Annotated in this window: 19 protein-coding genes and 1 riboswitch; of the genes, 10 read left to right on the top strand and 9 right to left on the bottom strand. The window is 68.4% G+C overall.

The window, feature by feature from the left end; translation table 11 throughout:
- Positions 1 to 82: 82 nt before the first annotated feature.
- Entirely contained in the window at positions 83 to 1057 is a 975-nt protein-coding gene (locus tag FBZ88_RS16540) for a glycosyltransferase family 9 protein (RefSeq protein ID WP_145618303.1), read from the bottom strand.
- Between the two features lie 183 nt (positions 1058 to 1240).
- On the opposite strand from FBZ88_RS16540, the gene ygfZ reads away from it, so the two are divergent.
- Complete coding sequence (gene ygfZ / locus FBZ88_RS16535) at positions 1241 to 2164, top strand: CAF17-like 4Fe-4S cluster assembly/insertion protein YgfZ (protein ID WP_145618302.1); 924 nt, start codon at positions 1241 to 1243, stop codon at positions 2162 to 2164.
- Here the strand turns inward: ygfZ and FBZ88_RS16530 are convergent.
- Entirely contained in the window at positions 2133 to 3317 is a 1185-nt protein-coding gene (locus FBZ88_RS16530; RefSeq protein ID WP_186464444.1) for a glycosyltransferase, read from the bottom strand. The genes ygfZ and FBZ88_RS16530 overlap by 32 nt on opposite strands.
- A 398-nt stretch (positions 3318 to 3715) precedes the next feature.
- Here FBZ88_RS16530 and FBZ88_RS16525 point away from each other — a divergent pair, with 398 nt between their 5' ends.
- Positions 3716 to 6088 (top strand): HAMP domain-containing protein, encoded by a 2373-nt coding sequence (locus tag FBZ88_RS16525; RefSeq protein WP_145618300.1) that lies wholly within the window; start codon positions 3716 to 3718, stop codon positions 6086 to 6088.
- A gap of 9 nt (positions 6089 to 6097) precedes the next feature.
- Here FBZ88_RS16525 and FBZ88_RS16520 read toward each other — a convergent pair whose 3' ends face one another.
- The gene (locus tag FBZ88_RS16520; RefSeq protein WP_145618299.1) at positions 6098 to 6532 is read right to left on the bottom strand and encodes a winged helix-turn-helix transcriptional regulator; all 435 of its coding nucleotides are present in this window, start codon (positions 6530 to 6532) and stop codon (positions 6098 to 6100) included.
- A 175-nt stretch (positions 6533 to 6707) separates the two neighbouring features.
- Between FBZ88_RS16520 and FBZ88_RS16515 the strand changes: the two genes are divergently transcribed.
- Together FBZ88_RS16515 and FBZ88_RS16510 are read left to right on the top strand one after the other, a co-directional pair.
- Complete coding sequence (locus FBZ88_RS16515; protein WP_145618298.1) at positions 6708 to 7322, top strand: NAD(P)-dependent oxidoreductase; 615 nt, start codon at positions 6708 to 6710, stop codon at positions 7320 to 7322.
- A 233-nt stretch (positions 7323 to 7555) separates the two neighbouring features.
- The gene (locus FBZ88_RS16510; protein WP_145618297.1) at positions 7556 to 8299 is read left to right on the top strand and encodes an acetoacetate decarboxylase; all 744 of its coding nucleotides are present in this window, start codon (positions 7556 to 7558) and stop codon (positions 8297 to 8299) included.
- 134 nt (positions 8300 to 8433) lie between these two features.
- Here FBZ88_RS16510 and FBZ88_RS16505 read toward each other — a convergent pair whose 3' ends face one another.
- The 4 genes from FBZ88_RS16505 to FBZ88_RS30315 form a co-directional block, all read right to left on the bottom strand.
- Positions 8434 to 9072 (bottom strand): LysE family translocator, encoded by a 639-nt coding sequence (locus FBZ88_RS16505; RefSeq protein WP_246138699.1) that lies wholly within the window; start codon positions 9070 to 9072, stop codon positions 8434 to 8436.
- An 8-nt stretch (positions 9073 to 9080) separates the two neighbouring features.
- A complete protein-coding gene (locus FBZ88_RS16500) occupies positions 9081 to 9791 on the bottom strand; it encodes a LysE family translocator (protein ID WP_145618296.1) in 711 nt (236 codons plus the stop codon).
- A gap of 24 nt (positions 9792 to 9815) precedes the next feature.
- Positions 9816 to 9915: riboswitch (ZMP/ZTP riboswitch) on the bottom strand.
- Between the two features lie 20 nt (positions 9916 to 9935).
- Positions 9936 to 11228: an MFS transporter gene (locus tag FBZ88_RS16495; RefSeq protein WP_145618295.1), complete on the bottom strand. Its 1293-nt coding sequence runs from the start codon at positions 11226 to 11228 to the stop codon at positions 9936 to 9938.
- Positions 11229 to 11593: 365 nt separating this feature from the next.
- The gene (locus tag FBZ88_RS30315) at positions 11594 to 11770 is read right to left on the bottom strand and encodes a hypothetical protein (RefSeq protein WP_186464443.1); all 177 of its coding nucleotides are present in this window, start codon (positions 11768 to 11770) and stop codon (positions 11594 to 11596) included.
- Between the two features lie 299 nt (positions 11771 to 12069).
- On the opposite strand from FBZ88_RS30315, the gene FBZ88_RS16490 reads away from it, so the two are divergent.
- The 5 genes from FBZ88_RS16490 to FBZ88_RS16470 all read left to right on the top strand — a co-directional run bounded on the left by FBZ88_RS16490 (position 12070) and on the right by FBZ88_RS16470 (position 17974).
- Complete coding sequence (locus tag FBZ88_RS16490; RefSeq protein WP_246138698.1) at positions 12070 to 12636, top strand: RidA family protein; 567 nt, start codon at positions 12070 to 12072, stop codon at positions 12634 to 12636.
- Between the two features lie 82 nt (positions 12637 to 12718).
- Positions 12719 to 14320, top strand: a complete 1602-nt coding sequence (locus tag FBZ88_RS16485) for a flavin monoamine oxidase family protein (protein ID WP_246138697.1) — start codon at positions 12719 to 12721, stop codon at positions 14318 to 14320.
- Positions 14321 to 14331: 11 nt separating this feature from the next.
- Entirely contained in the window at positions 14332 to 14742 is a 411-nt protein-coding gene (locus FBZ88_RS16480; RefSeq protein WP_186464442.1) for a c-type cytochrome, read from the top strand.
- A gap of 292 nt (positions 14743 to 15034) precedes the next feature.
- The gene (locus tag FBZ88_RS16475) at positions 15035 to 17485 is read left to right on the top strand and encodes a TonB-dependent receptor plug domain-containing protein (RefSeq protein ID WP_246138696.1); all 2451 of its coding nucleotides are present in this window, start codon (positions 15035 to 15037) and stop codon (positions 17483 to 17485) included.
- A gap of 126 nt (positions 17486 to 17611) precedes the next feature.
- Entirely contained in the window at positions 17612 to 17974 is a 363-nt protein-coding gene (locus tag FBZ88_RS16470; RefSeq protein ID WP_145608786.1) for a DUF1304 domain-containing protein, read from the top strand.
- A 23-nt stretch (positions 17975 to 17997) separates the two neighbouring features.
- On the opposite strand, the gene FBZ88_RS16465 is transcribed toward FBZ88_RS16470, so the two are convergent.
- Positions 17998 to 19029, bottom strand: a complete 1032-nt coding sequence (locus tag FBZ88_RS16465) for a DUF6607 family protein (RefSeq protein WP_211102690.1) — start codon at positions 19027 to 19029, stop codon at positions 17998 to 18000.
- Between the two features lie 115 nt (positions 19030 to 19144).
- Complete coding sequence (locus FBZ88_RS16460; RefSeq protein ID WP_145618294.1) at positions 19145 to 21430, bottom strand: TonB-dependent hemoglobin/transferrin/lactoferrin family receptor; 2286 nt, start codon at positions 21428 to 21430, stop codon at positions 19145 to 19147.
- A 240-nt stretch (positions 21431 to 21670) separates the two neighbouring features.
- Between FBZ88_RS16460 and FBZ88_RS16455 the strand changes: the two genes are divergently transcribed.
- The gene (locus FBZ88_RS16455) at positions 21671 to 23854 is read left to right on the top strand and encodes a TonB-dependent siderophore receptor (RefSeq protein WP_246138695.1); all 2184 of its coding nucleotides are present in this window, start codon (positions 21671 to 21673) and stop codon (positions 23852 to 23854) included.
- Positions 23855 to 23861: the final 7 nt, after the last annotated feature.

Below are 23861 nucleotides of genomic sequence, written 5' to 3'. Positions count from 1 at the left end.
TCCGGTGGCCCAAGGCCCCCCAGCCTGGCCACCAAGGCCCCACCTTTTACTCGGGAACAGCGATGGTCCTAGCGCTTTTTTATCAGGTCACAGGATAGGCATGGGGATTGACCGTCACCTGGGCCAGCAATTCAGCTGCGGCGTCCGCCACGTGACCGAGGGAAAGTGCCGCCATGCGGGCCTCCGGCGACGCGCCCGGCTCGGCCGCCGGTGCCACCACGGCCCGGGCCTGGGAACCCCACGGCGCATAGAGGTGCGACGGGGTGGGCCCGAACAGCCCCAGCGTGGGCGTACCGGCCGCGGCGGCCACGTGCATCAGGCCACTGTCGTTGCCGACAAACAGCCGGGCCCGTTCCAGGCAGGCGCCCGCCAGCAGCGGATCGGTGCGGCCCACCAGGTCGATGACCCGGCCGGCACCCAGCGCGGCACCCAGGGCGTCCAACACCGGTGCGCAGCGCGGCCGTTCCGCTTCCGCCGCCAGGACCATGACCCGGGCGGGACAGGGACCGGCCGCGAACGGGCCGGCCACCATCCGCAAGGCCAGCGCGGCGAAGCGATCCGCCGGCCATTCCTTCCCCGTCCAGTTGGCGGCGGGGCCCAGCGCCAGGATCGGGGCCCCGGTGTCGGGCCCCAGAAGGGCGCGTGCCTCGTCGCGGATGGCGTCATTCAGGAACAGGCGGGGGTTGGGCGGCGGATCCAGCCCCAGCACCTGGCCCAGGGACACGACCTTGGGCTGGCGATCGTCACCGCCCCGGAAGGTCGCGCGGCGACGGGCCAGGATCAGGCGGGACACGGCGCTGTCGCGCAGGTCCACCACCAAATCCCAGCGGCGGCCCGCCACCTGACGCCACAGGTCCAGCCAATGGCCGGCCAGGCGCCGCTTGGGCATGGCGATGATCTCGTCCAGGCGGGGCACGGCGCGGAACAGAGGAGCGGCAATGGGACCGCAGGCGATGGTGAAGCGCGCGTCCGGCGTCTGGTCCACCAGATGCCCCAGCAAGCCGGTTGTCAGCACCGCGTCGCCCAGACGGGTGGAGGTGATGAACAAAACCCGCAACAGACTGGCCCCCAACCCACGGCATGACCCCGGCGACCGGCCCCTTATACAAGCGCCGTCAGACGCTTGCCAATGCGGCGATGGCGGTCGACCCTTGCATACGGGTGGGAACCCTTGCGGCGGAACGCGCCACCCCTTACCTGTTGAAGCACCCCATTGGGAAAACTGTTCAGGTCCGGCATCATGAGTGAAGGCGTCGCATTTTCCTGGCCCCTGGTCGCCCACGGCGTGGCGGGCCGGCTTGCCGACCGGGGCGTGCTGGCGCTGACCGGGCCCGACGCCCGCAGCTTCCTGCAGGGGCTGATCACCAACGACGTTCGCCGCGTCAGCGCCTCCCACGCCATCTACGCCTTGTTCCTGACCGCCCAAGGCAAGTTCCTGCACGAGCTGTTCGTGACCGCCCAGGTGGATGCGGACGGCAACGAAACCCTGCTGATCGAGACGGAAGCGGCGCGGGCGCCCGACCTGCTGCGCCGCCTGTCGATGTACAAGCTGCGGTCCAAGGTGGCCTTGGCCGACGCCAGCGCCCAGTGGGCGGTGGGCGTGGCCCTGGACGGGGCGGCGGCGGACGCCGCGCCTGGTGCCGCGGGGATCATGGAAACGCCGGACGGCCCGGCCATCGCCTATGTCGATCCGCGCCATGCCGGCCTGGGCTTGCGCCTGCTGCTGCCTCGCCCGCTGGCGGAGAGCCTGCCCGACGCGGCCGACGCCTACGCCCGGCGCCGGCTGGACCTGGGCGTGCCGGATGGCAGCCGCGATCTGGTGCCGGAAAAGTCCATTCCGCTCGAGAACGGCATGGACAACCTATCCGCCGTGGCCTTCGACAAGGGCTGCTACATGGGTCAGGAACTGACGGCCCGCACCCACTATCGCGCCCTGATCCGCAAGCGCCTGATGCGGGTGACGGCAACCGACGGACAAGCCCTGCCCGCCGCCGGCACGCCGGTGCTGTGGGGGGAGCGCGAGGTGGGCGAAATGCGCAGCAGCCTGGGGCCCCTGGGCCTCGCGGTCCTGCGGATCGAGGATGTGGAAAAGCCCGACGTGGCCCTGAGCTGCGGCGGCGTGCCGCTGAAGGTCAGTGGCCCGGTGCCGGCGCCCCGGCCTTGAGCGCGGCGGCGGCCGCCGCCTCGGCAGAAGCGATCAGTTCGGCGTAGAGCCGTTCCAGCGCCTCCAGGCTGGTGGCCTGGTTGTAGGCGGGCAGCTCCGGCCGGTGACGCAGGCGGACCCCCGCTCCACGGGCCTGCGCCATCGCCTCCAGCGCCACGCCCAACTGCTCCGCCAAATCATCGGCATCGCCCAGGGCCGCCAGCGGGGCCAGCGCCAAGCCATTGCCCGTTCGCGCGCCGGCGGCCGCGCTGAACGCGTCCCCGCCGTCCTGCGACAGGGGCTGCAGGATGGTGCGGGCCCCTTCCGAGGCGGAGGCCACCACAGGCACACCGGCGTCCAGCGCCTCCAGGAACACCAAGCCGAACGGTTCGAACCGGGAGGGGGAACAGAACAGGTCGGCGGCGTGGTAGAAATCCTTCACATCGCCCCGAAAGCCCAGGAAGCGGATGGCCGGGCAGTCGGCCGCCTGTTGGCGCAACGCCCCCATCTCGGGACCATCGCCAACGATGGCCAGCTTGAGGTGCGGGTGGCCCATGCCGCGTACCGCGCTGACCAACAGGTCGAAGCCTTTTTCCCGGATCAGCGGCCCCACACCCAAGGCCAGCACATCGCCCGGCAGTTCCGCACCCATTTCCGCGCGCAGCGCCGCGATGCGTCCCGCATGCGGGACGGGATGGGCCTGCAGCCACAGGTTTACGCGGGCGATGCGCCCCTCGAACCCGCCCAGCTTGGCCTCCTGCGCCTGCCAATCGGTGGTGGCGACCACGGCGTCGTGGTTCTGGTACCACCGGCGCCGGTAGTCGGGGTGCATGGTGGCCAGCAGGGACGGGCGGCCCGGCAACAGCGGCCGCAGCCGGCCCACGGTCTGGCCCGCGCGGCCGCCATGGCAATGGATGACATCCGGCCGGAAGCGGCGGATATGGCTCCAGATCCCAGGCGCCATGAGGCCGGGCCCCACCGTCACCACCCGCAGTCCCGGCAGCGCGCCCGAGGGCGGCAGCTGGTCGCGGATGGAACGACCACCCGCGTCGGCGCTGTCAGCCCGGACGATCAGCAGAACGTCGTGGTGGCGCGCCTGGGCCGTCGCCAGCTCCGCGACGTGGCGTTCCGCCCCCCGGAACCCTTTGGACAATATGATCTGGACGATACGCATACAGGCCCTCGATACGAAACCCGCGCAGCCACAACGGCGCAGACAACCGGGCCTCCTCACCCAGGATCCAGGCGCACCAACCTCGCCCGACCTGATCCTTCCTACGCCCTGCCCGGCGTGGGGGCAAGCCCCCGCCCGGCATCCGGCATTAAGGTCGCAATCGTGCTCCCGGGTCATGCGGGTCCTGGTACGCGCTTGGCAGCGTCAACCCATCACCATGCCAGGCGGCGCAAAGTGCTTAAGTACAAAGTCATTGACGAAGGTGGGGCGCCCTCCCACACCATGCGCCTTGTACCGGGGCGCCTTACACTGGAGCGCCTTGGGCCGGGGCCGACATCGCCGGGGCGGGGCGCGCCCTGGCAACCGGCGTGTGGAATGGACGACAGGCGGGTGGGGGTATGAGGTCAGGGATCAGTTCATCGCACGGCGCCGCCAAAGGGGGCCCCGCCGGCAGCCTGCGGCGCGCCAGCGGCTGGATCGCCGCCCTGGTCGTCGTCGCGTCCGTCGCCCTGGTGGCGGCCGCGACCTACAACATGGCCCTGTTCAGTCGCGTCGACAGGTCGCTGGATGAGACGCCAGCCGCAGCCGCCGCCAAATCCCGCGCGCTGGATGAGGCGCGGTCCGCCCTGGGCAACGGCGGGCTTCTGAATGCGCTGGCTGTATACGCCGAAACCGGCAGTGCCCAGGCGCGAACCGACATCGCCCAGGCGCTGGAAACGGCGGACCGCAACGTCCGCGCCTTCGAAGGCAACCGCCTGACCACGGCCGAATCAGATCTGGCGCGCGACCTGCACCGTCTGATCGACCGCTACCGCGCAGCGGTGAATGCCGCCGGCGACAAGCCGCAGGCCCTGTCCGGCGCCACTGGCCTGTCGCTGATGACCCTGCATGCCGCCGTGGCCGACCGCATCGCCCAGCTGCGCCGGCAGGAGGTGCAGACCACGGCCGACGTGCTGGCCGGCCCCGCCCGCGCCGGCTTCTGGCTGGGAATCGCCGCCGTGGGCGCCATGCTGGCCACGGCGGCGGCGACCCTGTGGCTGATCCGCCTGCGCCTGCTGGTGCCGCTGGCCCAGTTGCGCGACAGCGTGGGCGGAGTCGCCCGGGGGGATTGGCGCGTGCCCGTGGCCGGCACCGACCGTGTGGACGAACTGGGCGACATGGCCCGCGCCATCGAGGGCTTCCGTCGCCAGGTGGCCGACCTGCCCGACGTGTCCATCATCACCGAGAACGGGCGCGTGCGCCTGAAGTTCGATGGCGACGCCGGCGACCTGTTCGACCAGCTGACCACCCGCCTGCGCAGCGCCGGCGACACCCTGGCCGGCAATGGCGACGCCGTGTCCACCCTGGTGGCCGACACCCGGCGCGACCTGACGGGCCTGCTGAGCGGCACCCAGCGCGACCTCACGGAATTGCTGGGCGACACCCGGCAGGAGCTGGCCGACAGCGTGCGCCGCATGGGCGAACTGTGCGGCGCCGTGGCCAAGGCCGCCGGCGACAGCAACCGCGAGATCAAGGAGGCGACGGAGCTGCTGAGCCGCGCCGCCCTGCAGGTCCACGCCTTCGACGACCGGGGCGGCGGTGGCGGGCTGGACAACTTGGTGGAGGTGCTGCGCCGCAATGCCGACCTGGTGGCCAACACCGTGCTGACCGCCGGCGAGGACGTGGGCCGCGTCGTGCGCGGCCTGTCGGAGACGGAGGGGGAATTGCGCCACGCCACCAGCGAGGCGCAACAGGCCAACGAGCGCATGAACAGTGCCATGGGCGACCTGCAGAACAAGCTGCTGGCCTCGGTCAAGCTGCTGCGCGCCTCGGGCGAGATGCTGGCCAGCAGTTCCGCCGAAGCCACCGCCGGGCTGACGCGCGCGACGGAGGCGGTGGGCAACAGCGACCGCAACCTGCAGGCCGCCCTGGCCCACGCCGGCGACCGGCTGGAACGGGTGACGGGCCGGGTGGAAGGCTCGGCCGAATTGCTGCGCGGCACGGCGGATGAGGTCACGCGCAACCTGTCGGGGGCGCTGGACGGCCTGACCCGTGCCAACCGCCTGATCGAGACGGCGGCCGAGGCCAACAGCACCCGCCTGGAGCCGGTGGCGGAAAGCCTGGCAGCGGTGCAGCGCGACCTGGCGGGGGCGGCCGCGGGCGTGGCGCTGCGCGCGGGCGAAATGACCCGCACCCTGGACAGCCTCGGCAAGATATCGGAGGCCATGCGCGCGGAGCTGGAGCGCCGCAGCGCCGATCCCGACCAGAAGGCCGCCGCCGACGAGGCCATCGCTCGGCTGGAGGCCACGGCCCACGCCCTGGGCGACCGGGCCGGCAGCATCGGCGACACCGCCACCCGCCTGTCGGACATGCTGGCCGCCGGCTTGGGCGACGCCGGGACGCGGGTGGAGGAAGCGGTGCGCGACCTGCAGCGGGAGGCCACCAGCCTGGCGACCGACGCCAGCGGCGCCACCAACGCCCTGAACCGCGCCCTGGCCCGCCAGGACGAGGCAACGGAGTCCCTGCGCGCCCTGACCGGCGGACTGACGGAAGCGCTGACGCCCCGCGTCGATCCCAACCTGGCCACCGTGCAATCCCTAGCCGACGGCCTGCGCATCCGCATGGAAGCGGCCGACCGCACCATCCGCGGCCTGCTGGACCTGACTGGCGACCTGAAGTCCCTGGTGGACAGCAGCCGCGCCCACGAGCAGGCCAGCACCGCCGCCACCAAGGACCTGGGCGACCGGCTGGCCGCCATCGCCGAGCAGCTGCGCGCCACCGCCGGCGGCTAATTCCTATTCCTAGCCATCGTCGCCGGACGCGGCATCATAAGCCCGGCGGCTGGCGCGGATGGCGGGCTGGTGCAGGGCGGCCCACTGGGCCAGGTGCGCCAGGTGGGCGGAGAAGCTGCGGCCCAGGTCGGTCAGGGCGTATTCCACCTGAGGCGGGGTGGTGGGGAACACGGTGCGGCTGGCCAAGCCGTCGCGTTCCAGCTTGCGCAGGGTCTGGGCCAGCATGCGCTGGGAGATGCCCTCGATGGCGCGGCGCAGGGCGTTGAAACGGGCGGGGCCGCCATCCAAGTGACGAATGACCAGGACGCTCCACGCGTCGCCCAGGCGGTCCAGGACGTCGCGCACGGGGCAGACACCGTCCTCCGCATCGGGGCGATATCCGGCGGCCACCACATCCCCAGCGATGACGGGTTCCACAGCTGCTTCGGGTGTGCGTCCGTCCATGAATGTCTCCGTCCTGAGCGCGTCAATTCCGACGGGCGTGGGGTGGTAATGCCGCGATAACCAGGGCATCGAAACGTGCCTTCTTCAAACTTGGCGGTCAAAATGGCATCTGGTTATCGAACGTAACCTAGTCCGCTGTGCGACAGTTCGCCAGCGCTCAAACCGGAGATATCCCATGAAAATCGCCCTGATCGGCGCCACCGGCAATGTCGGCACCCGCATTTTGGCGGAGCTGCGCCGCCGCGGCCACACCGTCACCGCCATCGCCCGGGACGTGGCCAAGGTACCGGCCCAGGACGGCGTCACGGCCAGGGCCGGCGACACCGGCGATGCCGCCGGCCTGGCCCCCCTGCTGGCCGACCACGACGCCGCCATCAGCAGCACCCGCTTCCAGGGTCTGGACCTGCCCTCGCTCCTCAGCGCCATCAAGACCGCCGGCGTCAAGCGCCTGCTGATGGTCGGCGGCGCCGGCTCGCTGGAGGTGGCGCCGGGCGTGGCGCTGATCGATACCCCCGAATTCCCGGCCGCCTACAAGGCGGAGGCCGGCGCCGGCCGCGACGTGCTGAATGCGCTGCGCCAGGGCGACACCGGCGTGGAATGGACCTTCCTGTCGCCATCCGCCTTCTTCTTCGCCGGAGAACGCACCGGCCGGTTCCGCCTGGCCGACGACCAGTTGCTGGTCGATGCCACGGGCAAGAGCCAGGTCAGCTACGAGGATTTCGCGGTCGCGCTGGTGGATGAGGTGGAGAGCCCGGCGCACGCCAACCGCCGCTTCACCGTCGGTTATTGATAAGGCTGGGGAAACGGGGTGCGGCCATCCGCCGCCCCCGTGCACCTATGGTTTGATGCGGCGCAACAAAAATTACTCGGACAGGGAATGGTTTTCCGGGAATGCATCCGCCATCCTGGTCATCCCTTCGTCCGGGTATCGGTCCGCCGCCAAGGTCCTGCAACCATCCCGCCTATCGACCGGTCCCGGTGCTTCCCCCTTTTAGGCCCCGAATGCCTGGGAGTAGTGCCGACATGAATCGTGACGAGATCCTCTCCGCCAGTTCCATGCCCCTGTTCAGCCCCAGCTATCCCCGGGGCCCCTACCGCTTCATCCGGCGCGAATATCTGATCATCACCTATGAAAGCGACCCGGAGGCCATCCGCCGGGCTCTGCCGGAACCGCTGGAGCCGGCGCCGGGCAACCTGTGCTTTTATGAATGGATGAAGATGCCGGACAGCTCCGGCTTCGGCGATTATGAGGAGAGCGGCACCGGCATCGTCGCCCAGTTCAATGGCGAGCCCTGCAACTTCTCGGTCCAGATGTACCTGGACGATGAGCCGCCCATCACCGCCGGTCGCGAGATCTGGGGCTTCCCCAAGAAGTACGGCATCCCCCGCCTGAAGGTGCAGAAGGACACGCTGACCGGCACGCTGCACTACGATGAGGAGCGGGTGGCCATGGGCACCATGACCTACAAGCACTTCAGCCTGGCCGACCGGCTGGATGAGGTGGCCAAGGGCATCGGCAAGCTGAACGTGAACCTGAAGTTCATTCCCGACGTGGACGGCGGCCCCAAGGTGGCCCAGCTGGTGGGCTACAACCTGACCGACGTCCATGTCCACGGCGCCTGGGACGGCCCGGCCCGCCTGCACCTGATGCCCCACGTCAACTGCCGCGTGGCCGACCTGCCGGTACGCCGCATCGTCGGCGGCCGCCACCAGGTGGTGGACTTCACCCTGCCCTTCGGCCGGGTGCTGCACGATTACATGGCCTGATGCGGTTCGGGTGGGCGCGTCCGCGCCCACCTTCCCCGATCTCCATGGCGCCATGCCCGCCGGAAAGCTCTGGCGCCCGCTGTTGCGGGTGGCCAAGACCCCCGGGATGCGTCCTGAGGCCTTGGGGCGAAAGCTTAACGACGGGCCTCGGTCGCCATGCGCAGGGCCAGGCCGGCCAGCACCGTGCCCATCAGCCAGCGCTGCATCCTGAGCCAGGTGGGCCGCGTGCCCAGGAAAGCCGCCAGGCCGCCGGCGGTCAGCACCACCAGGGCGTTAACCGTCAGGCTGATGGCGATCTGGGCGCCGCCCAGGGCCAAGCTCTGCGCCAGCACGCTGCCCTTGCCCGGGACGATGAACTGCGGCAGCAGCGACAGGTACAGCATGGCGATCTTGGGGTTCAGCAGGTTGGTCAGAAAGCCCATGCTGAACAGCCGGCGCGGGCTGTCCACCGGCAGGGCCCGCACCTGGAAGGGGGAGCGGCCGCCGGGCTTCAGCGCCTGCCAGGCAAGGTACAGCAGATAGGCCGCCCCGCCGAAGCGCAGGGCGTCGTAGGCGTAGGGCACGGCGAACACCAGGGCGGTGATGCCGAAGGCGGCGCACAGCATGTAGACCAGGAAGCCCAGCGCGACCCCGCCCAGGGAGACGAAGCCGGCGGCCCGCCCCTGGCAGATGGTGCGGGATAGCAGATAGACCATGTTGGGCCCGGGCGTCAGCACCATGCCCAGGGCTACCAGGCTGAACGCCAACAGCATGTTGATATCCGGCATGCTCATGTCCCCCCTCAGCGCGCCAGGGCCATGTCGCGCACGGCGTCGGCCATCAGGCGCAGGCCCAATGCCCCCATGACGGTGCCGGTCACCCGGTCAATGCCGCCCTTGGCCTTCAAATAGGCGCGGCGTGGCGCCTCCAGTGAAAAGGCTAGGGCGACGACGCTGTACCAACCGGCCTCGATCAGGAAGATGACCGGCGGCAGGAACAGCAGCAGGTGGGACGGCGGCCCACCCGACACCGAAGAGGACGGCAGCAAGGCCGCGAAGATGCCGGCGTAGGCGATGGCGGTCTTGGGGTTGCTGAGCTGGGTGGCCAGCGCCACGACGAAAGCCCGGCCCAGCGACGGCGCGCGGCCATCGGTGGCGGCGCCCGCGTTCATGGCGAGCGGCGTGCCCGCAGCCTTGCCCAGGGGCGTGCCCGCAGCCTTACCCAGGGGCGTGCCCGCCCCGCGCCACATGCGCAGCGCGAGATAGAGCAGATAGAGGCCGCCGGCCAGGCGCAGTGTCATGTTGAGCCAGGCGACGTGGGTCAGCAGGGCGGTCAGACCCAGCAGGGCCAACGTGCCGAAGAAGGTGCCGCCCACGCCCATGCCGACGGCGGCGGCCAGGCCGTTGCGGCGGGATTGGGTGACGGCGGTGCGGGTGACCAGCACGAAGCTGGGCCCGGGGGCCATGGCCCCCAGCAGCAAGGCGACGAGGATAGGGATCAGGCTGGCAAGCATGGGACGCCCCTTCCGTTGTGACGGGTGGATGGCCCAGGCGTGCGGCACGGGGTGCGTCCGCGCTTCCCGATGGTATTCCATCTGGCCCCGTCATCCGAGGCTTACGCCAGTCACGCGGATGACGGGAACGTAACCGCGATGGCCCTAGCCCGCAACCATGGTCTGCCCAGCCATGGTGCGCCGGTCCGCCCGCCGGCCAAAGATCAGTGCCGTGCCCAGGATGACAGCGCCACACGCGGCCATGACCAGGGGCGTGGGCAGAAGGTTCAACAACGTCGGTGCCGCCGTCATGGCCACCAGCGTTCCCAGGCAGTCCAGCACCAGGAACAGGCGGAAGACGGCGGCGATCTCCCCCCCGCTGAACCGTGTCTGGCGCAGGGTGGTCAGGGGGATTTGGCACACCGGGCCGCCTGTGGCCGTGGCCACGGCCGACAGCGCGATGGCGGCCAATGTCCATGGCGCGGGCACGAACGTGGCCAGCGCCATGACGACGAAGCCGCCCCCCACCAGCACGTCGCCCGCGACCACCAGGGCCATGGGCCGGCGGGTCAGCACGCCCCCCGGCGGCAGGCTGCCCACCACCAGGTTGCTGATCAGGTTGCCGGCGCCGTAGGCCGAGAACAACAGGGCCAGGGCGGACAGGCCGCTGAGGCCGAATCCGGCCAAACCCTGCTGACGCACCAGCAGCGGCAGCGCCAGCCAAATGGTCAGCGTCCACAGGCCGCCGGTCAGGCCGCTGCGCCACAGCAGATAGGTGAAGGGTGGCTCCCGCCGCACCAGGCGCCATCCGGCCAGCAAGCGCCCCGCGAGGGTGTCCACCGCCGCCGCCGCGCGCATGGGCGCCTTCCCCGCCGGATCGGCAAGATGCGACCGGACACTGAACACGGCGCAGGCCGATGCCAGGAAGCTGAGGCCGTTCACCCCCATCAGCGCCACCGGCGGCATCAGCGTCGCCAGGGCGCCCGCCAGGGTGGGACCGACCAGGCGCGCCAGACGCAAGGTGCCATCGAATAGGGCGTTGGTGGCGGCCAGCAGGCTGCGGTCCGCCGTCAGCCGCGGCAACGAGGCCTGCAGCGCCGGGTCGAACAACCCCGCCAGGGCGGACAGCGCCACCGACGGCACCACCAGGGTCCACAGGGTGAGATGGCCGGTCAGCGCCGCCAGCACCGGCACCGCCGCCAAGCCGGCGCGCGCCAAGTCGGCCGCCATCATGACGCTGCCCTGGTCCCAGCGTTCCACCCAGGCGCCAGCCAGCAGCGCCACCGTCATCAACGCCACCGTGTCGGCCGCCGCGACATACCCGGTGTCCGGCCCCACCAGCCCCACGGCCAGCCAGACCAGCGCCATTTGATGCAGCTGGTCCCCCACCGCCGACAGCGACAACGCGCCCCATAGACGGGCGATGGGGCCGTGGGCCAAAGGTTTCAGCAGGCGCATCGAAAGGACGTCGGGATTAGTGGCCGCGTGGGGTCCCTTCCTGCTTACAGCAAGCGACCGGCCTGTCCAGTGTCGTTCCCGACAGTCAGCCCCCCACAGCCTAAAGCTTCATAGGGCCGTCGCGTCTGCACAGCTTTGCGGCAACATGCCTGTAACAATCCTGAATTGCCCAATCGCTGTGCGCCCGGTTCGCCGTTGCCTCGGCCGAAATGCTTATATCGCAGCCGCGAACGAATTGGCCCGGTTATTGCTGATAAACCCTGACAGAGTGAAAACGGTCTCATCCCCCTGAAATGGGGGCTGGAACCGGAGATTTGGCAGTTGGGTCGATAAAAGAGAGACGCGGACAGAGTTCAATCCACCCCTTAATTTGACAGAGACGCATGACGAAACGGGCCGTCACCATCATTGTCAAAAATATTTTCCGGACTCTGGGTCGCACTGATCTGGAAACTGATCGGCGCGCCGGCAAGATTCCGACTCACGATATTCTCTATTTCGCGAACGATATTGCGGATATGGCCGTCCACGCGGGCGGCCATTCATATTTTCAGCGATCATTTCCTTCCACATCCCCGCCAACCAGAGCATGAGGACACGCCCCGGGAGCCGCGCGCGGCGCTGACCCGGCAGCGCACCCCTGTACCGGCGACTACACGGAAATTGTGCGACGCACACATCCGAAGCCGCCGCCGATTACCCCACTCCGCCCGCCGGGCCCGGCCCGGCGGGCCGGAGACGACAAGTCCCGCCGCTTGAAATCAAAAGTGGCCCGGGCGCCATCAGGCGACAGGCGTCCGTCGATACAGGACCATAAAAAACGGAACAGGAGAGCCTTGCCTTGACCACCCATTCCACCCGCAGCCCCGAGCGCCGCATGGCCCGCTTCCTGGGGGCCCTGGCCCTGACCGCCGTGCTGGCCGGCATCATCACCGAAGCCGGCATCATCTCATCCAGCGGAACGGCAACGGCCAAGCAGCCCATCACCCGCACCGACGCCGCCGGCGGCTTCCCCATCTCCGCCGCCGTATCCGTGCCGGCGGGATCGGACGTGGTGTACCTCAGCGGCATGACGCCGTCGGTGGCCGACCCTAGTGCGCCCAAGGGCAGCCCGCAGGCCTATGGCGACACCGCCACCCAGACCGTCAGCACCCTGAACAAGATCAAGGAGGCGCTGGCCGCCCAGAAGCTGACCCTGGGTGACGTGGTCATGATGCACGTCTACCTGGTGGGCGATCCCGCCCATGACGGCAAGATGGATTTCGCCGGCATGATGTCCGGCTACACGCAGTTCTTCGGCACCGCTGACCAGCCCAACAAGCCCGCCCGCACCACCGTGCAGGTGGCGGGCCTCGCTGCCCCCGGCCTGATGGTCGAGATCGAGGTGATCGCCGCCCGCGCGCCCTGACGCCGTTCCGGCGGCCCAGGGGCCTGGTGACATCCGCCGCGAACCGGTGGGTGGTCCCGCGATGCGGACAAGGAGGGTGCATATGCCTGCCATGACGGACCTGCCCCGCGCCGGGGTCACACGGCGCCATTTTCTGGAAAAGGCGGCGCTGCTGGGCGGCAGCGCCATGGTGATGACGGCGCTGAACGCCTGGGGGGCGGGGATCGCCTCCATGACCAGCGCGCCGCCGGCCCTGCGCGGATCAGGCGCGGGGCACAAGCTGCTGATCCTGGGTGCCGGCGTGGCCGGCATGACGGCGGCCTATGAAATGTCCAAGCTGGGCTATCAGGTCACCATCCTGGAGGCGCGCGCCTTCGGCGGCGGCCGCTGCCAGACGGCCCGCAAGGGCTTCAAGATGACGGAGTTGGGCGGGGAGGAGCAGGAGTGCAAGTTCGATGAGGGCCTGTACCTGAACCACGGCCCCTGGCGCATCCCGTTCTGCCATCGCTCCACCCTGCACTACACCAAGACGTTCGGCATCCCGCTGGAGGTCTTCGTCAACGAGAACGATGCCAGTTACGCCCAGTTCGACACGGTGAAGGGTCCCCTGGCCGGCAAGCGCGTGCGCCAGTTCGAAATACGGGCCGACATGCGGGGCTACACGTCGGAACTGGTGGCCAAGGCCGCCACCTCGGGCAAGCTGGACACCGGCCTGGCCAAGGACGACGTGGAACTGTTCATCGAGTACCTGCGCGGCGAAGGCTATCTGGAAAGCGACCTCAGCTATCGCGGCACGGAAGGCCGCGGCTACAAGGTCAATCCGGGCGCCGGCATTGATGACCCCGGTCCCGGCGTGCCCAGTACCCCCTACGCCTTCCCCGACCTGGTGCAGTCCCGGCTGTGGCGCATGGTCCAGTCGGTCGGCACCTTCGACCAGCAGCACACCATGTTCCAGCCGGTGGGCGGCATGGACCGCATCGCCAAGGGCTTCGAGAAGCACGTCGGCCACCTGATCAAGTACAACGCGGAGGTGGAGCGCATCCGCCAGTCCGACAGCGGCGTCACGGTGGACTACCTGGACACCAAGACGGGCAAACGCGCCACGGTCAGCGCCGATTACTGCCTGTGCACCATCCCGGTCAGCGTGCTGCGCACCATCGATGCCGACTTCTCCGACGCCTACAAGCAGGCCATGGGGCAGTTGTCCTACGATCCGGTGTGCAAGATCGGCCTGCAGATGAAACGCCGGTTCTGGGAAGAGGACGACGCCATTTATGGCGGCCATGTCTACACCGACGCCCCCGGCCTCAATTTGATCAGCCTGCCGTCATCCGGCTGGCAGTCGGCCAAGGGTGTGCTGCTGGGCTATTACATGTTCGGTGCCGACGCGACGGACATGAGCGGCAACACCCCGGCGGAGCGCGCGGCCATCGCGCTGGAGGCGGGGCAGCGGATCTTCCCCCAATACAAGGACAACTTCGAAACCGCCTTCTCCGCCTCCTGGCACCTGATTCAGTACAATCTGGGCGGCTGGGGCAACTGGAGCGCGGAGGCGCGGGCGACCGCCTATCCGGTATTGGTCAAGCCCGACCGCCGCATCTACCTGGCGGGAGAGCACATCAGCTACATCGGCGGCTGGCAGGCCGGGGCCATCGAGTCCGCCTGGCACCAGATCGCCCAGATCCATCAGCGCGTGGCGGCGTGAGGGAGGGGGAAATGCGCAATACCATCATCCTCACCGCCGCCCTCCTCACCGCTGGCGTCGCCGGCCTGGCCATGACGTCGCCGGCCCTGGCGCAGGACGTGGCCAAGGGTCAGGACCTGTTCAACCACAAATGCGCCGCCTGCCACCAGAAGACGGGCCTGGGCGTGAAGGGCGCCTTCCCGGCACTGGCGGGCGACCCCTTCGTGCAGGGCGATCCGGAACCGGTGGTGCGCACCGTGCTGCAGGGCCGGGGCGGCATGCCCACCTTCGCGGCCCTGCTGAGCGAGGAGCAGTTGGCCGACATCATCAGTTACGTCCGCCAGGCTTGGGGCAACAAGGCCCAGGCCGTGGACCCGGGCTTCGTCGCGCAAGTGAAGGCGAACGCCCATCCGCAGGACAAGGCGCCGACCGTCACCCACTGATGGGGGTGGTCGGCCTGGAGTTCAACGGATCTTGAAGGACACCTTTTCTGGATAGGGGTCGGGAAGCCCCGAAAGCCAGCAAAGGGCCCGGAAGGACCAAGACAAGGGAAAGGAGCACGCCTGTAAGTCAAACCGCCTTTCAAAAAGGCAAATCTACTTCCGCATCGCAATTGATGAGGATTTGAAAAGAGGCGGCCGGGGCAATGAGTCGCTTCGTTTCATAAAACTTGCGGGGAATCGCGCCATCAAGCTGCCGTGATCCAACAAAATATCCAAAGATCAGGGGGCCAACATGACGCTTACAAACAACACCAACGCCATAAGTGCGCGTAAAGCCTTGGGTATCGCCCTGCTGTGCTCAGCGGGATGGCTGGCTATGGGCACCGCCAACGCCGCCACGGCGCCGGCCCCGGCGGCCGATGCCGACGCCCTGTCGGAAATCGTGGTGACGGGCAGCCGCCGCGTGGACCGCTCGGTCGCGGACAGCCCGTCGCCCATCGACGTGTTCACGCCGGATGACCTGTCGCGCCAAGCAGGCGGCGACACCAACGACCTGCTGCGCCAGCTGGTGCCGTCCTTCAACGTCGCCCGTTTCTCCATCTCCGATGGCTCGACCTTCGTACGCCCGCCGACGCTGCGCGGCCTGCCGCCCGATGAGACCCTGGTGCTGATCAACGGCAAGCGCTTCCACCGCTCGGCCCTGGTGCAGATCGGCGCCAACGGCCTGACCGTGGGTTCGCAAGGCCCCGATTTGGCGCAAATCCCGGCCATCGCCATCAAGCAGCTGGAAGTGCTGCGCGACGGCGCCGCCGCCCAGTACGGCTCGGACGCCATCGCCGGCGTCATGAACTTCACCCTGAAGGACAGCGCCGACCAGGGCACGGTGGTGGCCCAGTGGGGCCAGACCTATGCCGGCGACGGCGGCAGCGCCCACATCCAGGCCAATTCCGGCCTGCCGCTGGGCGACCGCGGCTTCGTCAACATCAGCGCCGAGTATGTGAAGAACGACCCGACCTCACGCGGGACGCAGCGCCCCGACGCCGCCAAGCTGGCGGCCCAGGGCCTGACCATCCCCAACCCGGCCCAGCGCTTCGGCGATCCGGCGGTGGAGGCGGAGCGGCTGTTCGTCAACAGCGGCATCGACCTGGGCGACAATTCCAAGGTTTACCTGTTCGGCAACTTCGGCCACAGCTACGCCAAGGAAAGCTTCAACTACCGCAACCCCACCACGGTGTCGTGGCTGATCACGCCCTTCACTCTGGATAACGGCGCCACCTTCAAATGGAACAGCGTCTTCCCCAACGGCTTCACGCCCTGGTTCTACGGCGACATCCTGGATAGCAGCATCACCGGCGGCTACAGGACGACGCTGAAGTCCGGCCTGATCATCGACGCCAGCGCCAGCTACGGCAAGGATGAGCTGCGCTACAGCATCCGCAACACCGTCAACCCCTCACTCGGGCCCAGCAGCCCGCACCAGTTCTATGTCGGCACCCAGATCCAGGAAGAGACCAACCTGAACCTGGACCTGACCTACCCCATCAATCTCAATTGGCTGGCCAGCCCCCTGACGCTGGCGGGCGGCGGCGAGTACCGGCGCGAAACCTACACCATCAAGTCCGGTGACGTGGCCTCGTACCAGGCGGGCAAGTACTACACCGCCGGCATGCCCATCGGGTCCAACGGCTATCCCGGCTTCACCGCCAACGATGCCGGCCAGTACCCCCGCGGCAACTACGCCTTCTACGCCGACGCCGAAGCCGACATCATCAAGGACCTGAGCGCGGGCGTCGCCCTGCGCTATGAAGACTTCGACGATTTCGGCGACACCACCAACTGGAAGATCTTCGGCCGCTATCAGCTGACCGACTGGGTGGCCGTGCGGTCGTCCATCAACACCGGCTTCCGTGCCCCGACGCCCGGCCAGTCCCACATCAGCAGCACGCAGACCACCTTCAAGGCGGGCAGCCCCGAACCCATCGTGCTGGGCACCTTCCCGGTCGACAGCGTGGTGGCCCAGTATTACGGCGCCAAGACGCTGAAGCCCGAGACCTCGTTCAACATCGCCGGCGGCCTGGTGTTCGACCTGCCGGGCGGCGTCAACCTGACCGTCGATTATTACAACATCAAGGTCGAGGACCGCATCGGCATCACCAGCGACTTCACCGTCTCCGCCGCCGACCAGATCAAGCTGGCGGCGCTGGGCGTGGTGGGCGCCAACACCCTGGGCAACGTCAACTTCTTCACCAACGCCTTCGACACCCGCAGCCAAGGCGTGGACATCGTCGCCAACAAGACCTTCGAGGTTTATGACGGCGACCTGCACCTGACGGCGGCGGCCAACATCAACCATACCGACGTCACCAAGTACGACGCTGCCGTGATCGACGCCAACCGCAAGGCGGACATCGAGAACGGCCTGCCGCATTACCGCGTGAACCTGACCGCCAACTACGACATCGGCGCGCTCAGCCTCATGTACCGTGGCAGCTACTACGGTGCCTGGCAGGACAATTCCAGCGCCGGCCAGCATTACGACCCCGCTTGGATCTTCGATGCGGAGATCGGGTACAAGGTGACCGAGGCTCTGACCGCCACCGTCGGCGCGCAGAACCTGTTCGACAAGTACCCGCAGAAGAACCGCAGCGCCGGCCGCCTGAACTATGGCGACCAGTATCCAGACACCTCACCCTTCGGGTACGACGGCGGCATGTACTATTTCCGCGTGGCCTACAAGTGGTAAGCGCCTGACCCAGGCGTGATGGAGGGGGCCGCCCGGGCGACTGGGCGGCCTTTTCCTTTGGTGTTTGCCAACACCCCGCCACCCGGCATAGTGGGTCCATAACAACCTTTGGGGGACGTCCTTTCCATGGCCGTTATCGCGACTATCCTGGTGGCCGTGGTGGCCCTGCTGCACGCCTGGTTCCTGGTGCTGGAGATGGTGCTGTGGACCAAGCCGCTGGGCCTGCGCACCTTCCGCAACTCCCCGGAAAAGGCCGCGCAGACGGCCGTGCTGGCCGCCAACCAGGGCCTGTACAACGGCTTCCTGGCGGCGGGCCTGGTCTGGGGCCTGGCCTATCCCGACCCGGCGGCAGCGCTGCACATCAAGACCTTCTTCCTGCTGTGCGTGATCGTGGCCGGCGCTTACGGTGCCTGGTCCGTCAGCCGCCGCATCCTGATGATTCAGGCGATGCCGGCGGCCGTGGCCCTGGCGGCGCTGTGGCTGGCGTGAAACCCTGACACGGCCGGGCGGCGTCAGGTACCGGACCTGGCCGGGGCTTGCGTCGCGTCGGCGATGACGCGGCGGGCCTCGGCGATGGCGTCCGGGGTGCTTTTGCCGCCCTTGGCGATGCTATCGGCCAGGCCCATCAGCGCCTTGCCGGTGATGGAGCCGTTGTTGGCCTCCTCCGTCACGCTCACCCCCTGGTGCCGGGCGATGGCCTGGTCCCAGGCGGCACGCACGGCCGCCCAGTAGGTCGCGGTCCTGGCCCAGTACTCCTCCGCCGCCGCGACGGGGAAGTCGTCGGAGCGGTTGTAGGTGTTGACCACCGTCTCATGCACGAAGGTCACCAACGTGCCGTCGCGAGGCCCTATCTTGGCATTGTCTTGCTCATGCACCCAGCCGGCGGGCGTGAGCGCGTGGCGATTGGTGCCGCTGTAACGGTCGTAGGGCGGATGGCGGGTAGCGTCGCGGCGCGCCAGGGGGCGCCAGGTCTCGTCGCTGGTCCAGCGTGAGACGCCGGCATCGTGGCGCCAGCGGCCCACCCCGCCATAGCGCGGGGAATCGTCCGTCTGCCAGACGGTCTGCGACCAGGCGCCCTTCGCGGCGGCGGCATCCACCGGGGTCAGCGACCAGTGGCCGGTGCCCTGGTAGGTCAGCACGGTGGCCGGCTGGTGGACCCAGTCCTGGCGCCAATGCTTCACCACCACGGGCAAGCCGTCCTCGCCATCCACCACCAGGATGTGCTGCAGGCGGATGATGGAGCCGGTGTCCTCCACCACCCGCACCACCTCGTTCCCACCGCTGACCTTGGGCGCGATGGGCTTGTAGTCGGCCAGGAAGGGCGTGGTTTCCCGGAAATCGAAAGTCACCTTGTAGGTGCCGGCCATGGCCAGGATGGCTTTACGGTCCTGTTCCGGCGCGGCGGTGGAGGGTGCGGCGGTTTCGGTCGCGCGGGCGGCCAGCGGCAGGTGGGCGGCCACGCCCAGCAGGGCGGCGCCGGTCAGGAAGGACCGGCGGCCAGTCTTTAGGATGTCAGGCGTCTTCAGGGTGTCATGCAGGGTCATCGGTGGGCCTCTTGGGGCAGGTCATGCGATCGGAGAAGAAGGTGGCGGCGGGCACGGGCGGGACCCGCCGCCACCGGGGATCCGGCCAAGCGCCCCCACGCCGGCCGGATCGGGATCAGAGCTTCAGGGTCAGGGAGGCGCCGACGTTGCGGCCCGGCTGGGTCCAGGCGTCCAGCACCGTGGACGTGGACGCTTGGCCGCGCACGTCGCCCCACCACCAGTACTTCTCATCCGTCAGGTTGAAGATTCCGGCGCGGATGCTGGCGTTCTCCGTCACGTTCCAGTAGGCGGTGGCGTCCAGGATGGTGAAGGCCCCCGGGATGAAGTAGGTCGCGCTGCTGACGTCGGACCGGTCCTTGGCCCCGGAATGGGTCATGGTCACCTGCCCACCGAAACGGCCCGCCGGGTCGCGGTAGGTGACACCCAGCACCAGCTTCCACGGGTCCACGCTGTCCAGCGGGGTGGTGGTGGCGCCCGACGTGCTTTCGCCATGGGTGTAGGAGAAGGCGGCCAGGGCGCCGATGCCAGAATTCAAGGTGACCTGGCCCTTGGCCTCCGCCCCCTGCAAGGTCACCCGCGACAGGTTCACATACTGGTAGATGGCCGGGTTGACGGCGGTAAAGGTACCGCCGACCTGCACCTGGTCGATGAAGTCGCGGTAGCGGCCGGCATAGCCGGTGACGCTGGCATCCCAGCGGCCGCCGCCCAGCACGGCGTTTTCCACGCCATTCCCCCCGGTCTTTTCACCCCAGCCGCCGTTGAACTTGAAGCCGCCCTCGACGGTCTGGCTGGTTTCCGCCTTCAGGTTGGGGTTGGAGACGGACTTGTAGTTCTGCGTCGGGTTGGCGAAGCCGTTGTTGACCTGCGACGGCGCCGGCGCCTTGAAGCCCTCGGCCAGGTTCACGAATACACCCACGTCGGGCAGCACATGGTAGAGGATGCCCAGCTTGGGCGAGACGTGGCTGTCGTTCTTGGAAATGGGCGTCAGCGCCGTGAACAGCGGGTCGTCCTTCTTGGGCGACAGGTCATAATAGTCGAAGCGCACGGCCGGGTAGAGGGTCAGCCGCTTGTCGAAGGCGTTAATCTCGTCCTGCAGGAAAATGCCGGCCAGGGTGTAGTCGGTGGTGGGATAGGCCCGCGAGGGGAAGGCATCACCGGCCGAGGGCACCGTGCCGTCGCGCAAGGACTCCTGATGGGTGACCGAATAATCGCCGCCGTACACGAAGGTATGCGTCAGGTCGTGGCCCAGCGTCTTGCTCTGCGCCTGAAGGTCGATGCCGTAAACGTTGGTATCGAAGGTGCTGTCGCGCGTACGGTCGGTGGCGGTGTTACGATCCTCCGCCCCGTATTGGGTCGCGTGGGTTTCCTGGTAGTAGGCCGTCCAACGCAGGCTGTCGATCACGTCCGCGCCGATGTCGTACCGGTGGTCCAGGCTGACGCGGTTGCGGTCCTGCCGATCCCGGGCGATCAGGCCCAGCACGCTGGTGGCGGCCAGTGGCGGCTTGGCGATGGCGCTCAACACCGTGGTGTTGGTGTGGTTGTCGTCATGGTCGAAGGTCAGGCGCAGGCGGTGCGCGTCCGACGGTTCGTACACCACCTTCGCCAGGACGGCGTTCGAATAAAGGTCCTGCGGGTTGGCGGTGGTACGGTCGGTGTTGGCGGCGTTCTTGTCGCCGTTGGTCGCGGTTTCGTTGCCGTCGCGGCGTGTGTACGCCACCAGGGCCTGCAGCTTGCCCACCTTGCCGGCGGCCAGCGCGCCCTTGGACCAAGCCCCATCGGCGGAGGTGTAGCCGACGCTGCCCTGGGCTGCCCAATCCTTACCTGCCGTCAGGAAATCGTCAGGATCCTTGGTGATGAAGCTGACGGCGCCGGCCACGCCGTCGCTGCCGTAGAGTGCCGAGGCCGGCCCGCGCAGGATTTCGACGGACTTCAGCAGGCCCAGGTCGACATAGTCGCCGCGCCCCATGTTCTGGGCGCCGAAGCTGTAGGCGTCGGGCACGCGGATGCCGTCGGTCAGCATCAGGACGCGGTTGCCCTCCAGCCCCCGGATGTTGAAGCCGCTGTCGCCGTCACGGCCGGTGGCGCCGCCGGCCAGAGTGAAGCGCGCCGGGCTTTTACGGACGGAGACGCCGGGTTCGTAGCGCACCAGATCCTTGATATCCGTCACCAGCTGTTCGTCGATCTGTTGGCTGGTGATGACGCTGACACTGGCCGGCACGTCGCTGATGTCCTTGGCCGTGCGCGTGGCGGTCACGGTGACCGTCGCCGCCGGGTCAGCATCGGCGCCATCGGCGGGGGCCGGGTCGGGAGCCGCCGCCAGCGCGATGTGGGTCAGGGTGACGCCCCCCAGCGCCACCAACAGCCAAACCGGAACGGTCGCCTTCAACAGCGTTTGCCGCATTCTTGTTTTCCCCATCAGGTTGGTTCCTGGTGCACCTATATGACTCATGAAATTAAGAATCAATTGCATTCTCATTGCTGGGTCCGGCACTGGCGCAACCCGGCCCTGAGCAGGCAGAGGTTTGACCCGGCGGCGGGAATCCGCCAAAAAGCCGCCAATCCCAATGCTGTTCGTGGCTTGCCCCACCCCGCGCGCCCAGCGGCGGGCACGGCAGTGCCGCCCTTTCAGGATGACAGTCCCGTGACGATTTCCCACCGCCGCCAAGCCCGCCTGATGCACTCCGTGGCGGTGATCGCCCTGGTTATGGCCGGGGCCGCGCAGGCCGAACCGGCCGACCAGCCGGCCACCGTTATCGTCACCGGCGTGCGCGACCAGGGTTTCCGCGCCACCGACACCCAGTTCGGCGCCGCCGGCACGGTGCTGGACACCCCGGCCTCGGTCAGCGTCGTCACCCGCGACCTGATGGATGACCAGCAGGCCCGCCGCCTGAGCGACCTGATCCGCAACGACGCCTCGATCGGGGAGAACTACGCGCCCGAAGGCTATTACGAGGACATCGCCATCCGGGGCTTCCCCCTGGACTTGGCCACCGGCCTGCGGATCAACGGCCTGACCATCGCCGGTGAGCAGCCGGTGGCGCTGGAAAACAAGGAACGGGTGGAGTTCCTGAAGGGCCTGGCCGGGGTGGACGCCGGCGTGGTGGCCCCGGGTGGCTTGGTCGACTATGTCACCAAGCGGCCGGCGGATGTGCAAAGCCTGACCCTGGGCACCGACAACCGCGGCGGCCTCTACAGCGCGGTGGACATCGGCAGCCTGTTCGGCGCGCGCAAGCAGTACGGCCTGCGCCTGAACGCGGCGCATGAAGACATCGCCAGCTACGTCGACCATGCCGACGGCTACCGCAATTTCGGGTCCATCGCCGGCGACTGGCGGGCAACGCAGGACGACACCGTCAACCTGGACCTGGAGTACCAGCGCCGGGTGCAGCACTCCGTCTCCGGCTACCAGCTGCTGGGTGGCACGGCCCTGCCGGCGCTGGACACGGTGCCGCCCTCGCGCATGCTGGGCGCCCAGTCCTGGACCAAGCCCGTCACCATCAATGCCCTGAACCTGTCCGGCCAGTATGAGCATCGCTTCAGCAACGACTGGCGCCTGACGGTGCAGGTGGGCCACAGCCGCACGGTCATCGACGACAACGTCGCATTCGCCTACGGCTGCTATTATGTGGCCAGCTGTGCTGCCGGCGAGTCGCCCGGCTATTACTTCGCGCCCAACGGCGATTTCGACGTCTACGACTACCGCAGCCCCAACGACGCGCGGGAGGATGACCAGGCCCAGGCCCAACTGCTGGGCAAGCTGGCGACGGGTGCCATCGGCCACAGCCTGACCCTGGGCGCCAGCGTCTTCCGCCGCACGGTGACGCAGACCGACTACGTCTATGACTATGTCGGCAGCGACAACATCTACAACCCCACGCCGCTGGCCTTCGCGCCCTCGCCCAACAATCCCGGCGCCAATTACGAACGGCTGGACAGCCGCCAGTACGCGATCAGCGCCATGGACCGCATCGACCTGGGCGCCCTGGTGACGGGGCTGGAGCTGGACGCCGGGGTGCGCACCGTCTTCCTGCGCGAGCGCGCCTACGACATCGACCACGCCACCGTCCGCAACACGGCGGAGACCCTGCCCCTGCCGCAGGTGGCCCTGGTCTACAAGCCGCTGTCGGCCGTGACCCTGTACGCCAGCCATTCCCGCGGCCTGTCCCTGGGCGGCCAGGCGCCGGCCTGGGCCACCAACGCCAGCGAGATCCTGTCGCCGTCCCTGTCCTGGCAGGATGAGGTGGGGGCCAAGTACGACTGGAACGGCCTGCTGCTGGGCGCCAGCGTCTTCCGCCTGAGCAAGGCGTATGAGTACGCCAAGCCCGACGACAGCGAATATGGCTTCACCTATGTGCGCCAGGGGACGGAGCGTCACGACGGCCTGGAACTGAATGCCGCCGGCCAGGTGACCCAAGATCTGCGCCTCACGGCCAGCGCCACCTTCATGCACGCCGTGGCCTACGGCACCGGCACCCCCAGCTATGACGGCCACCAGGCCATCAACGTGCCGCACGTGCGCACCGCGCTTTACGCCGACTATACCCTGCCGCACCTGGACGGGCTGGCCCTGCTGGCCGGCTGGCAATACGTGGGGGAACGGGCGGCGGCGCGTGACGCCGTGGCCACAGCGCCGGCCTATCATCTGTTCAACGCCGGCCTGCGCTATGCCCCCAGCGCGCTGGACAACAAGCTGACCCTGCGGCTGTCGGTCGACAACCTGTTGGATCGGCGCTACTGGAAAGATGTTGGCGAGAGCGCCGGCGACGCCTATCTGCATCTGGGGGCGCCACGCACGGCGCGCTTCACGCTGCAGTATTCCCTGTAAGGTCTCA

The organism is Nitrospirillum bahiense, from assembly GCF_007828025.1.
GTDB lineage: Bacteria > Pseudomonadota > Alphaproteobacteria > Azospirillales > Azospirillaceae > Nitrospirillum > Nitrospirillum amazonense.
This window is presented reverse-complemented; position numbering and strand designations above follow the sequence as displayed.